Source organism: Brevibacterium sp. W7.2, from assembly GCF_018137945.1.
Taxonomy (GTDB): Bacteria; Actinomycetota; Actinomycetes; order Actinomycetales; family Brevibacteriaceae; genus Brevibacterium; species Brevibacterium sanguinis.
In genome coordinates this window covers 3,848,424-3,861,567 of sequence record NZ_CP073089.1, presented here as the reverse complement: position 1 = coordinate 3,861,567, position 13,144 = coordinate 3,848,424, and the positions used below count along the sequence as shown (strand labels likewise).

Sequence of the window (13,144 nt, the reverse complement as noted above, 5' to 3'; positions counted from 1 at the left end):
TACACGCCTGTGCTTACCCAGGCCTCCCCGTCCGGTCATCCTGCGGTGCACAGGCGATCCACACCCTCGCCGAGGCGGCGATCCCCTGATCTCCGGCACCTCCCCGACCGTCGTCCACAGATTCCACAGGTGCTGATACTTCTGCTGTATCAACTCAAGGGGATAGGAGGGCGGACGCCATCGACTGCGCTCGGCGGACGGCTCGGCTACCGTGCGGTCACTCCGGAGGCTGAGGACTATTCGAACATCGCCTCGGCGATGATTCTCGGATCCGAGATCCGCGGTGGTGAGCACCGCCTCGGCGATCGTCCGGGCAGCCGTGACGACCACGCTCGGGTATCGGATCATCGGTTAGGCTGTGTACAGTTTTCCGAGCACCGTCAAGCCACAGTCGCGAGCACATCGGGTGATTTCCCGAAGGAGTGAAGTGAACGCCGAAGCAACCCCTCTGAAGTTCAAAGTCAATCGTGACGTCCTCGCCGACGCCGTGACCTGGGCGACCAAGACCCTCCCCAATCGGCCCTCCGCTCCCGTCCTCACCGGCATCCTCATCACCGCCGAGACCGGCGGCACGGTGCGCCTGGCCGTCTTCGACTACGAAGTCTCCTCCCGGGTCGAGATCTCCGCCGACGTCGTCTCCCCGGGCACCGTGCTCGTCTCCGGTCGACTCCTCGCCGACATCTCCAAGGCGCTGCCCAACCAGGAGGTCACCCTCGAACAGGTCGGGTCGAAGGTCGACGTCACGTGCGGTTCCTCGCGCTTCTCGCTGATGACGATGCCCGTGGCCGAATACCCGTCGCTGCCGCAGGTCCCCGACGATTCGGGCACCGTCTCCGCCGGGGAGTTCCAGAACGCCGTCTCGCAGGTCACGATCGCCACGTCGAAGGACGACACCCTGCCGATCCTCACCAGCGTCCGCGTCGAGATCGAAGGCGAGAAGGTCACCCTGCTGGCCACCGACCGCTACCGCCTCGCCGTCCGCGAATTCACGTGGAACCCGGGTCGCCCCGACGTCTCCGCGGTCGCCCTGCTGCGCGGCCGCACGCTCTCCGATGTCTCGAAGTCCCTCGGCGGGGATGTCACGATCGGCCTGAGCACGGATGCCGGCAAGGACCTCATCTCCTTCACCTCGGCGGGACGGGTGACGACCTCGCTGCTCGTCGAGGGCGAGTACCCGAAGGTCCGCTCGCTCTTCCCCGACTCCGTGCCGATCCACGCGATCGTCGAGACCGCGGTGCTGCGCGAAGCCGTGCGTCGCGTCTCCCTCGTCGCCGAGCGCAACACTCCGCTGCGCTTCGAGGTCAGTGACGGCATGCTCACCCTCCACGCCGGCACCGGCGACGACGCACAGGCCTCCGAGGCCGTCGAAGCCGTGCTCCAGGGCGAGCCGATCACCGTGGGCTTCAACCCGCACTACATCGCCGAGGGACTCGCGGCGATCGAGAGCCCCTACGTCAACTTCTCCTTCACCCAGCCGATGAAGCCCGTCATCATCTCCGGGCAGAAGGACCTCGACTCGTCGGCCGATGAGTCGTATCGCTACCTGCTCATGCCCACGCGCATCTGAATGTGGATATCCCGACTCTCGCTGCGTAACTACCGGTCGTATCCCGAGCTCGACCTCGAGTTCGGGCCCGGAGTCACCACCTTCGTCGCCGACAACGGCACCGGCAAGACGAACATCGTCGAGGCGATCGGGTATCTCGCGCATCTGCGCTCCCACCGGGTGGCGTTCGACGCCCCACTCGTCCACGAGGAGGCGAGCTCGGCCACCGTCTCCGCCCTCGTCAACCGCGGGACGCGGCATGCCGCCGTCGAAGTCTCCATCCAGGCCAAAGGCGCCAACCGCGCCCGGGTCAACCGCTCACCCGTGAGGATCAGGGAGATCCTCGGACTCGTCTCCGCCGTCGTCTTCGCTCCCGAGGACCTCGCCCTCGTGCGCGGCGAACCGGCCGAGCGGCGGTCGTGGATCGACACCCTCGTCGTCGCCCGCAATCCGCGCTTCGCCTCGGTGATCACGGACTTCGAGCGTGCCCTCAAGCAGCGCAACGCCCTCCTCAAGCGCCTCCGCGAGGACCGCGATCCCGGACTCGAGGCGACCCTCGACATCTGGAACATGGCCTACGCCGAGGCGGCCGCCGAACTCGTCTTCGGCCGGCAGAGGGTGCTCGCCGACATCGTCGACCCGCTCAAGGAGAACTTCGCCTACATCGCCGCCGACGCCCGCCTGGAGAGGCAGGGAGTGAGCGCGACCTACGACTCGCGCATCGACTACTCGCAGACCACCTCGGCGAGCGAGGCCCGCGAACTCCTCCTCGGCGCCCTCGAGCGGCGCCGGACGACGGAGATCGACCGCGGAGTCACCCTCCACGGCCCCGGACGCGACGACCTCTCCCTGATGATCGGCTCGCACCCGGCGAAAGGGTACGCCTCCCACGGTGAGACGTGGTCGCTCGCCCTGGCGATGCAGCTCGCCGGCTGGGATCTCCTCAGCGCGGACGCGGGATCGACCGCCGAACAGCCGATCCTCGTCCTCGACGACGTCTTCGCCGAACTCGACACCGGGCGACGCAACCGGCTGGCGGCACGGATCACCGCGGCCGAGCAGGTCCTCGTCACCGCCGCCGTCGACGCCGACCTGCCCGCGGGTCTCGATGGCGCGCGGATCGATCAGTCGACAATGCTCCGGACCGACGGCCCGGATGAGGAGCCCGCCTCATGAGCGGCATTCAACGCGACGAGGCGACCCCGGTCGCCGCCCTCGAAGCCCTCGACCGGGTGCGGCGGATGGAGGCGACCGAGGCGCGATTCGTCCGCAGTCGCCGCCGCTCCCGCATCCGCGCGGAGGTCACGTACACCTCGGCGGGCAAGGACCGACGCGATCCCACGGCGATCTCCTCGGTCCTCGGCGGACTCATCAGTTCCCGCGGCTGGTCGTCGTCGATCGACATCGGCAAGGTGCTCGGGCGCTGGCCCGACCTCGTCGGCGAACAGGTCGCCCGCCACTGCACTCCCGTCGACTTCTCTCCGCCGCTGCTCGTCATCGCCGCGGACTCGACGACCTGGGCCACGCAGCTGCGGGTGCTGCGTCCGACGATCCTTCGGGCCCTCGAGGCGGGACTGGGATCCTCGACGATCACCGAACTCGAGATCCGCGGGCCGGCCGGGCGGACCTTCAAGAAGGGCCGCCGCAGCGTGCGCGGACGCGGTCCGCGCGACACCTTCGGATAGAGGGAGATCGGCGATGTCGGCAGAATCAGCAGAAGGCCTGTAGCGGCGATAATCGGACCCGTCTGCGTCCGGGGGTACGTCTGCCGGGTCGAAAATCCCGATATGGACGTTTCTGTGCCGATTGCGGGCATTTGTCAGCCGTGCGCGGTAGAATAGTGAGCTGATAACGTCCATTTGCACGAGGAGTCACATGACGACCGAGGAACAGCCCCATTACGACGCCGGGGACATCACGGTACTTGAAGGTCTCGAAGCGGTCCGCAAACGCCCTGGCATGTACATCGGGTCGACCTCGGAGCGCGGACTCCACCACCTCGTGCAGGAGATCGTCGACAACTCCGTCGACGAGGCGATGGCCGGATACGCCGACGACATCGACGTGACGATCCTCGCCGACGGCGGAGTGCGCGTGGCCGACAACGGCCGCGGAATGCCGGTGGCGATGCACCCGACCGAGCACAAGCCCACCGTCGAGGTCATCCTCACGATCCTCCACGCCGGCGGCAAGTTCGGCGGTGGCGGCTACGCGGTCGCCGGCGGCCTCCACGGCGTCGGCTCGACCGTCGTCAACGCGCTCTCCGAGCGCCTCGACGTCGAGGTCCTCCGCGACGGCTACCACTGGACGATGGACTTCCGCCGGGGCGTGCCCACCGGTGAGCTGCAGCGCGGGGAGCCGACGGACAGGACCGGCACGATCGTCACCTTCTGGCCCGATGCGGAGATCTTCGAGACCACCGACTTCTCCTACGAGTACCTGCGCGCGCGGTTCCAGCAGATGGCCTTCCTCAACAAGGGTCTGAAGATCAGGCTCATCGACGAGCGCCACGCCCAGGTCGACGACGACAATGTCCAGATCGACGAGGACGAAGAGGCCGACGCAAAGCCGCGCGAGGTCACGTACCAGTACGATCACGGGCTGCTCGACTACGTCGAATACCTCAACTCGGCGAAGAAGGTCGATCTCATCAACCCCGACATCATCGTCTTCGAAGCCGAGGAGACCTCCGAGACGCTCTCCCTGGAGATCGCGATGCAGTGGACGACGGCCTTCAGCGAGTCGGTCCACACGTATGCCAACGTCATCAACACGCATGAGGGCGGCACCCACGAGGAGGGCTTCCGCACCGCGCTGACCTCGCTCATCAACGGCTACGCCCGCGAGCAGAAGCTGCTGCGGGAGAAGGACCCCAACCTCACCGGCGATGACATCCGCGAAGGCCTCACCGCCGTGATCTCCGTCAAGGTCGGCGACCCGCAGTTCGAGGGACAGACGAAGACGAAGCTCGGCAACTCCGAGGTCAAGGGCTTCGTCCAGCGCGTCGTCCGCGACGAGCTCGGACACTGGCTCGAGTCGAACCCCGCCCAGGCCAAGGACGTCGTGCGCAAGGCGCTGCAGGCCTCGCAGGCCCGACTCGCCGCGCGCAAGGCCCGTGAGGCGACCCGGCGCAAGGGCCTCCTCGAGTCCTCGGGCATGCCCGGCAAGCTCAAGGACTGCCAGTCGAAGGACCCGAACATCTCCGAGGTCTTCATCGTCGAGGGCGACTCTGCCGGCGGTTCGGCCGTGCAGGGACGCAACCCGTTCACGCAGGCGATCCTGCCGCTGCGCGGCAAGATCCTCAACGTCGAGAAGGCCAGGCTCGACCGGGCACTCGGCAACAACGAGGTCCAGGCGATGATCACCGCCTTCGGCACCGGCATCGGCGAGGAGTTCGACCTCGACAAGCTCCGGTACCACAAGATCATCCTCATGGCCGACGCCGACGTCGACGGCCAGCACATCACGACGCTGCTGCTCACCCTGATCTTCCGGTACATGAAGCCGCTCATCGAACACGGCTACGTCTACCTCGCGATGCCGCCGCTCTACAAGATCAAGTGGTCGAACGCGCCCTACCAGTTCGCCTACACGGACAAGGAGCGCGACGCGCTGCTGGCCACCGGCAAGGCCGAGGGCAAGCGGCTGCCCAAGGAACAGGCGATCCAGCGCTACAAGGGCCTCGGCGAGATGAACTACGAAGAGCTGTGGGAGACGACGATGGATCCCGACACGCGTCTGCTCCGGCAGGTCACCCTCGACGACGGGATCGTCGCCGACGAGATCTTCACCGTCCTCATGGGCGACGACGTCGACTCACGTCGCCGCTTCATCCAGGAGAACGCGAAGGACGTCCGCTTCCTCGACATCTGAGCCGGCATGCGGATCCGGATGCCCCACCTCGGCGCCGGATCCGCACTCCTGCCACGCACATTCCATCCGCCGCCGTTCGCCACGGACCCCGCGCCTTCACGGGCGGGAGCGCTGCTCCCGCTGAGGGAGAGGGCACCGAGGCCAGAAGAACGGTCACGACACAAGGGAAGAGCCCACATTGGCTGACGATTTTGAAACCCCCACCGAGATCAACCGCGTCGAACAGGTCGATCTCAACCTCGAGATGCAGAAGTCGTACCTCGACTATGCGATGAGCGTCATCGTCGGGCGCGCGCTGCCCGACGTCAGCGACGGACTCAAGCCCGTCCACCGCCGCGTCCTCTACGCGATGTACGACGGCGGGTACCGCCCCGACCGCAACTTCTCCAAGTGCGCCCGCGTCGTCGGCGACGTCATGGGCCAGTACCACCCGCACGGCGACTCCGCGATCTACGACGCCCTCGTCCGCCTCGTCCAGCCGTGGACGATGCGCTACCCGCTCATCGCCGGACAGGGCAATTTCGGCTCACCCGGCGACGACGGGGCCGCAGCACCGCGGTACACGGAGTGCAAGCTCGCGCCGCTGGCCATGGAGATGGTCCGCGACATCGACGAGGACACCGTCGACTTCCAGCCGAACTACGACGGCCGCAGCCTCGAGCCCGTCGTCCTGCCCTCCCGGTTCCCCAACCTGCTCGCCAACGGCTCGGCGGGCATCGCGGTGGGCATGGCGACGAACATCCCGCCGCACAACCTCCGCGAGCTCGCCGCCGGCGCCCAGTGGCTCCTCTCCCACCCCGAGGCGACGAAGGAGGAGGCGCTCGAAGCCCTCCTCGGCATCGTCAAGGGTCCCGACTTCCCGCTCGGGGCGACGATCCTCGGCCACAAGGGCATCGAGGACGCCTACCGGACCGGCCGCGGATCGATCACCCAGCGCGCCGTCGTCGAGGTCGAGGAGATCCAGGGCCGCACGTGCCTCGTCGTCACCGAGCTGCCCTACATGGTCAACCCCGACACGCTCGCGGCGAAGATCGCCTCGTACGTCAAGGACGGCAAGGTCGCCGGCATCGCCGACCTCCGCGACGAGTCCTCGGGCCGCACCGGCCAGCGCCTCGTCATCGTCCTCAAGCGCGACGCCGTCGCGAAGGTCGTGCTCAACAACCTCTACAAGCACACCTCGCTGCAGGAGAACTTCTCCGCGAACATGCTCGCGCTCGTCGACAACGTGCCGCGCACCCTCTCGCTCGACTCGTTCCTGCGCCTGTGGGTCAAGCACCAGATCGAGGTCATCGTCCGCCGGACGAAGTTCCGCCTCCGCAAGGCCGAGGAGCGCGCCCACATCCTGCGCGGCTACCTCAAGGCCCTCGACGCCCTCGACGAGGTCATCGCCCTGATCCGCCGCTCCCCGTCCTCGGACGAGGCGCGGACCGGGCTGATGGAGCTCCTCGAGGTCGACGAACTCCAGGCCAACGCGATCCTCGACCTCCAGCTGCGTCGCCTCGCGGCCCTCGAGCGGCTGAAGATCCAGGAGGAGTCGGAGAAGATCGAGGCCCTCATCGCCGAGTACAACCACATCCTCGAAACGCCTGCGCGCCAGCGTGAGATCGTCTCCGAGGAGCTCGACGAGGTCGTCGACCGGTTCGGCGACGACCGCCGCACGAAGATCCTCGCCGGGTTCGACGGCGACGTGTCGATGGAGGACCTCATCCCCGAGGAGGAGGTCGTCGTGACGATCACGCGCGGCGGCTACGCCAAGCGCACCCAGTCGACCCTCTACCGCGCCCAGCATCGCGGGGGCAAGGGCATCAAGGGCGCTCAGCTGCGCGGCGACGACGTCGTCGAGCAGTTCTTCGTCACCTCGACGCACAACTGGCTCCTCTTCTTCACGAACACCGGCCGCGTCTACCGCGCGAAAGCCTATGAGATCCCTGAGGGTTCCCGGGACTCCAAGGGACAGCACGTTGCGAATCTCCTGGCACTTCAGCCGGGTGAGACGATCGCGAAGGTGCTCTCGATCCGCGACTACGACGAAGCCGAGTTCCTCGTCCTCGCGACGAAGTCCGGTGTCGTCAAGAAGACCCGCCTGAGCGAGTACGACTCGAACCGCACCGGCGGCGTCATCGCCATCAACCTGCGCGAATACAAGGGGGAGCCGGACGAACTCGTCTCCGCACGCATCGTCGGATCCGAGGACCACCTCCTCATGATCTCCCGCAAGGGCATGTCGATCCGCTTCGCAGCCGACGACGACTCGATCCGGCCGCTCGGCCGCGTCACCGGCGGTGTCACCGGCATGAAGTTCAAGGACGACGAGCTGCTCACCATGGACGTCGTCCAGCCGGGCACGTACGTCTTCGTCGTCACCGAGGGCGGCTACGCCAAGCGCACCCCGGTCGACGAGTACCGCGTCCAGGGCCGCGGCGGCCTGGGAATCCGAGTTGCGAAGATCACCGAGCAGCGCGGAGACTTGGTCGGAGGCCTCATCGTCGACGAGGGAGAAGAGGTCCTCGTCGTCATGGAGCGCGGTAAGGTGGTGCGATCGAATATCGACGAGGTTCCTGCGAAGGGACGCAACACCATGGGTGTGGTGTTCGCGAAGCCGGGCAAGAATGACCGTATCATCGCAGTAACCCGTGGACCCGAAACCGCAGTGGAAGACGAAGACGACGCCGAGGTTCCGGCACTCGAGGGCGCAGCTCCTCAGGCCGCGGCACCCGAGACCGAGGGTGCCCAGCCCGAGGGTGCTGCGACCGATGGTGCCGACACCGCCGGCGCAGAACCTGAAGGTCTGGACCCCGAGACCGGCAGCGAGGATGTGGAAGAGTGAGCGACAACAAGCAGTCAGGACCCGGCAAGATCATCCGCACATCGAGCGGATCGACCCGTCTGACCGCCGGTTCCGGCAAGAGCGAGACCGCTGCGAGCTCGGGTTCGTCCGGGTCCTCCGGTTCCGGCCGCTCGGGCTCCTCGGGATCGTCGAACAGCGGGCGCGGCGGTTCTGCGCCGCGCACCGGCACCTCGGCGAAGGCGGAGAAGTCCGCTGCCCCGGCGACGGAGAAGGCCACAGTCGTCGCTCCGCCGGCCCCGAAGGCCTCGCCCAAGCCCGGCCGCGCACCGTCGACGGGATCGGCACCCACCGCCCCGGCCACCTCGGCGAGCACGCAGACCGCTGACTCCCAGTCGACCGCCTCCCAAACCGCGGGCGGGACCGGCAGCGGTCCGGCCACCTCGGTGATGGGCAACGTCGCGAACACGGTGCGCGCAAGCTCCGGCGGCGTGAAGATGGGCGTGAAGAACATGGTCGACAACGGCAAGGGGAAGAAGCGGAAGGGTCCCCGGACCGTCCGCCTCACCGTCGCCGCCGTCGACCCGTGGTCGGTCATGAAGATGTCGTTCCTCATGTCCGTGGCCATCGGCATCGCGACGATCGTCGCGTTCGTCGTCCTCTGGATCGTCCTCCAGGCCACCGGCGTGATGAGCGGCCTGGAGGCGACGATGACCGAGCTCGCCGGCGCGGAGTCGGCTGAGCGGATCGTCGGCATCTTCGGCTTCGGCCGGGTCGTCGCCGCGGGCTTCATCATCGCGGTCATCAACATCGTCCTCATGACTGCGCTCTCGACGCTGGCGGCCTTCGTCTACAACATCGGCTCCCTCATCGCCGGAGGCTTCCACCTGACGCTCACCGACGACTGAGCTGAGTCTCAAATGACCGGTCTGAACTGACCGGTCCGGCAGCACAGGATCCGCGCGCCGGCACGCTGTGAGGCGTGTCACGGCGCGCGGATTTGTGCAGGGGATGCGCCGTTCGGTATATTTTTACTTCGGGTTCACCCCGAAAAGGGCCTATAGCTCAGGCGGTTAGAGCGCTTCGCTGATAACGAAGAGGTCCCTGGTTCAAGTCCAGGTAGGCCCACTTCCTTTCGAGGAGGATCATGAAGAAGTGGATTCTCTCCGGTCTCACCCTTGTGGGGCTGGGGGTGTTCTTCCGGTGGCGGCACACGAATCAGCGTGCCCAGGCCGAATGGTCAAAGCACACCGACTCGGTGTAGGGTGATAACCCACCTGGGGGTATGGCGCAATTGGTAGCGCATCTGCTTTGCAAGCAGAGGGTTAGGGGTTCGAGTCCCCTTACCTCCACTCGAGAGCAATTGAGACAGCACTCGCAGGCGTTGGCCCCGGACCTCTGGTTCGGGGCCTTCGTCGTGCCCGGGATGTGTCTGCTGCCCCAGCCCTTCTCGATACTGTTGCCGTCCTCGATACTGACTGTCATCCTCGATACCGGATCCCGTTCCGCAGAGACGATTCGTCTCCTTCCGACCCGTCTCGGGCGTCACACACAGCCGGAGTGAACTAGACTGCCCAGACCAGACTGCCCCGAACGGCGGACCATCCAGAGCTCAACGACGGAAGCGAGGAGGGCATGGAACGTGTGACCGGTATCGGTGGGGTCTTCTTTCGCGCTGAGCGGCCCGATGAGCTGACCGCCTGGTACGAACGGCATCTGGGAGTCGAGGCACCTCCCGAGACCTACGACACGCCCTCGTGGTGGCAGCAGTCCGGCCCGACCGTGTTCGCGGCCATGCCCGCGGACTCGGAGCATTTCGGTGGACCGGCCAAGACCTGGTCGGTGAACTTCCGCGTCGCCGACCTCGACCTGATGGTTTCGCAGCTGCGGCAGGCCGGGATCGCGGTGGACGTCGATCCGGAGACCTATCCCAACGGCAGGTTCGCGATCCTCACCGACCCGGAAGACAACGTCATCCAGCTCTGGGAACCGGCTGGCGCCGACGCATCCGGGGTGGCGACGGATCCGGAGTGAGGTCCCAGCCCAGGTTGCGTTCGCGCGACAGGCTCACCGTCGGGTGCTGCTCGGCTCCTGTCTGTTCCCTCGGTGCTTCCCCGCCCGGCGGTACCGGATACAGCCTCCGCGGAGGCCGCACGTCGGGGACGGACACACTGTGCGGCCTCAACTCATCCGCACGAGCGCTTGATCGAGCATCCGGACAGCGATGGACACGGTGCTCCCTGCGCCGCGCGTTGAACGAGTTGCATGGCGAGTGCACTCACGTCAGCGTCGTGAGGACGCCGCCGTCGACTCGCACCGCCGCTCCGTTGATCGCTGAGGAACGACGACCGGCGAGGAAGACCACCACGTCGGCGATTTCCTCCGGGTCGATGAAGCGTCCGAGCAGCGACGTCGGGCGCACGAGGCCGGATTTCAGCTGTTCGGTCGAAATCTCCCGTTCTGCCGCGATCTCCTCGATGCGTGCGGAAACCCCGTCAGAATAGGTCGGACCACCGAGAACGGTATTCACGGTCACCGCAGTGCCCTTGGTGAGTTTCGCGAGTCCGTTGCTCAGTGCCAGCGCCGCGGCCTTGGTCGTTCCGTAGTGGATCATATCCGCGGGCACATCGACGGCCGACTCGGTTCCGATGAAGATGATTCGGCCCCAATTCCGCGTGAGCATGCCGCCGAGGAGGGCCCTCGACAGCCGCACTCCGGCCATGAGGTTGACAGTGAGATACCGCGACCACTCATCATCGTTGATCGTCGTGAAGTCGGCGACGTCGAAGATCCCGGCGTTGTTGATGAGCACGTCGACCCCGAGGTCTCGGAGCCGGTCGAGGAGCCCTGATACCTCCACGCTTACGGCCAGATCGGCCGCACACCCGCTGATCGACGCTCCGGGCACCGCAGCACGGATTCGATCGATGGCCGCGTCGACTGCCGGTTCGGTGCGTCCGTGCACAATCACCTCGGCGCCGTCAGCCGCACACCCCACAGCGATGGCATGGCCGATTCCACGAGTCGACCCACTGATGAACACAGTTTTGCCCTGCAGACTCATCGTTGCACTCCCTGCCGCTCATTTACTTTCTCAGACAAGTAAAAACTAAGCGCGAATGGTTTCCTGGTCAAGTAATCGACTACTGTGGTCGGATGACCTCCGAGGAATCCTCAGATCTGCAGCGCGGCGGTCCCCTCTCGGGGTCTCAGCTCGAGACCTGGTCGGCCCTGGCCACAGTGCTCGAATGGCTGCCGCCGGTGCTCGATGCGCAGCTGCAGGAGAACTGGGGGATCAGCCACTTCGAGTTCGGCATCCTCTTCGCCCTGTCAGAAGCCGACGGGCACACGTTGCGAATGAGTGCCTTGGCCCGGTTTGCCAACAGCACTCTTTCTCGCCTCTCCCGTGCAGTCGCACGTCTTGAGAAGCGAGGGCTGGCAATCAGGAACGCCGATCCCGACGACGGTCGGGTCACCGTTGCGCGACTGACTGAGAGCGGCCTCGACATCGTCTCCGACGCGTCTCCGGCCCACGCCGAGCTGGTCCGTCGTCTGGTCTTCGATGCGCTCAGCGACGATCAGGCGATGGCGCTCCGGGACGCCAGCCTGAGAATCGCCGATGCCATCGACGCGGGTGCCGGTTGGCGTCCGAAACAGTGAGTTCGGCTCCCGCCCGCGGTCAGCTGCCGGAGAGGATGTCCTTGACGAGCGGGACCACCGATTCCCCATAGAGGCCGATCGACGTCTGCAGCGCGGCGTGCGTGACCTCGGCCTGGTCGTACTTGAGGTCGAAGCGGTTGACGCCGAGGGCGCGCACGGTTCTCGCGATCTTCTTCGCCACGGTCTCCGGGGAGCCGACGTAGAGGGAGCCGGACTCGATCTCCGCCTCGAAGTCGCCCGGCTGCGGCGGGGGCCAGCCGCGTTCGCGGCCGATCTTCTTCCGCGACCGCAGCCAGCCCTCGGCGACGAGCTCGCGCGCCGCCTCATCGGTGTCGGCGACGAGGCCCGGCGAGTGGATGGCCACGGGCCGATGCGGCACACCGTATTCGTCCTGCGCGCGCTTGAAGAGGTCGACATAGGGGGCGAACCGCTCGGGTGCGCCGCCGATGATCGCGAGGAACAGGTTGAACCCGTACTTCGCGGTGCGCACCACCGATTCGGGGCTGCCGCCGACCCCGACCCAGGCGGGAATCGGCTTCTCCGTGGTCGGGTACGCGGACTGGTTCGACAGCGGCGCCCGCGTCGTTCCCTGCCACGTCACCGGCTGGTCCCGCAGCAGCTTCGCGAGCAGCTCGAGCTTCTCCTCGAAGAGCACCTCGTAGTCGCTGAGGTCATACCCGAAGAGCGGAAACGACTCGATGAACGAGCCGCGTCCCGCGACGATCTCGGCCCGTCCGTGCGAGACCGCATCGAGGGTCGCGAAGCGCTCGTAGACTCGCACCGGGTCATCGGAGCTGAGCACGGTGACCGTCGATCCGAGATGGATCGACTTCGTCCGCGCCGCAGCCGCCGAGAGCACCATCTCCGGACTCGAGACGGCGAAGTCGGGCCGGTGATGCTCCCCGACCCCGAAGAAGTCGAGACCCACCTCATCGGCGAGGACCACGTCGTCGACGATGTCGCGGATCGCCTGCGACTGCGTCACCGGGGAACCGTCACCGCTGATCGTCACCGCCCCGAAGGTGTCGACCCCGAACTCCACGTCCCTGCCTGCTGAGTCTGTCTGCGTCGTATCCTCAGTGTCCGTCATGATCCTGCCAACGCCGAGGCGGTGCGAAAGATTCCGTGTCAGCACCGCATGCGACGCTGGAGGCCGGAGAGGAGAACTGTGCGACAATTCTTCCTGCAGCCGGAATAAGCCCAACGACGTCGCCGTTGAGTGCTGTGTCTGCCTGAGATCCCGCCTCATCTGCGGAGACCGACCACCACGTCCGATCGGA

General features: G+C 66.5%; 10 protein-coding genes and 2 tRNA genes. 10 read left to right on the top strand and 2 right to left on the bottom strand.

All coding sequences use genetic code 11. The annotated features are described in order from the left end of the window. The first annotated feature begins 427 nt into the window (after nt 1-427). The 9 genes from dnaN to J9315_RS17310 all read left to right on the top strand — a co-directional run bounded on the left by dnaN (nt 428) and on the right by J9315_RS17310 (nt 10,238). A complete protein-coding gene (gene dnaN, locus J9315_RS17350; protein ID WP_171006973.1) occupies nt 428-1,567 on the top strand; it encodes a DNA polymerase III subunit beta in 1,140 nt (379 codons plus the stop codon). Continuing rightward, entirely contained in the window at nt 1,568-2,722 is a 1,155-nt protein-coding gene (gene recF / locus J9315_RS17345; protein ID WP_198500090.1) for a DNA replication/repair protein RecF, read from the top strand. Next, entirely contained in the window at nt 2,719-3,231 is a 513-nt protein-coding gene (locus J9315_RS17340) for a DciA family protein (protein ID WP_198500091.1), read from the top strand. The genes recF and J9315_RS17340 overlap by 4 nt, the downstream gene beginning before the upstream one ends. 190 nt (nt 3,232-3,421) lie before the next feature. Further along, on the top strand, nt 3,422-5,419 hold the full coding sequence (gyrB, locus tag J9315_RS17335) for a DNA topoisomerase (ATP-hydrolyzing) subunit B (protein WP_198500092.1): 1,998 nt from the start codon (nt 3,422-3,424) through the stop codon (nt 5,417-5,419). A 178-nt stretch (nt 5,420-5,597) separates the two neighbouring features. Further along, a complete protein-coding gene (gyrA, locus tag J9315_RS17330; protein ID WP_211978518.1) occupies nt 5,598-8,246 on the top strand; it encodes a DNA gyrase subunit A in 2,649 nt (882 codons plus the stop codon). Next, nucleotides 8,243-9,112, top strand: a complete 870-nt coding sequence (locus tag J9315_RS17545) for a DUF3566 domain-containing protein (protein WP_249120965.1) — start codon at nt 8,243-8,245, stop codon at nt 9,110-9,112. The genes gyrA and J9315_RS17545 overlap by 4 nt, the downstream gene beginning before the upstream one ends. A gap of 146 nt (nt 9,113-9,258) precedes the next feature. Further along, nucleotides 9,259-9,332: transfer RNA gene (locus tag J9315_RS17320), tRNA-Ile, on the top strand. 151 nt (nt 9,333-9,483) lie between these two features. After that, nucleotides 9,484-9,556 (top strand) — tRNA-Ala (locus tag J9315_RS17315). Between the two features lie 283 nt (nt 9,557-9,839). Then, nucleotides 9,840-10,238 (top strand): VOC family protein, encoded by a 399-nt coding sequence (locus tag J9315_RS17310; RefSeq protein ID WP_211978517.1) that lies wholly within the window; start codon nt 9,840-9,842, stop codon nt 10,236-10,238. Nucleotides 10,239-10,482: 244 nt separating this feature from the next. On the opposite strand, the gene J9315_RS17305 is transcribed toward J9315_RS17310, so the two are convergent. Next, nucleotides 10,483-11,268, bottom strand: a complete 786-nt coding sequence (locus tag J9315_RS17305) for an SDR family oxidoreductase (protein WP_211978516.1) — start codon at nt 11,266-11,268, stop codon at nt 10,483-10,485. Nucleotides 11,269-11,360: 92 nt separating this feature from the next. Between J9315_RS17305 and J9315_RS17300 the strand changes: the two genes are divergently transcribed. Further along, a complete protein-coding gene (locus J9315_RS17300) occupies nt 11,361-11,864 on the top strand; it encodes a MarR family transcriptional regulator (protein ID WP_211978515.1) in 504 nt (167 codons plus the stop codon). 19 nt (nt 11,865-11,883) lie between these two features. On the opposite strand, the gene J9315_RS17295 is transcribed toward J9315_RS17300, so the two are convergent. Beyond that, a complete protein-coding gene (locus J9315_RS17295; RefSeq protein ID WP_211978514.1) occupies nt 11,884-12,954 on the bottom strand; it encodes an Atu2307/SP_0267 family LLM class monooxygenase in 1,071 nt (356 codons plus the stop codon). Nucleotides 12,955-13,144: the final 190 nt, after the last annotated feature.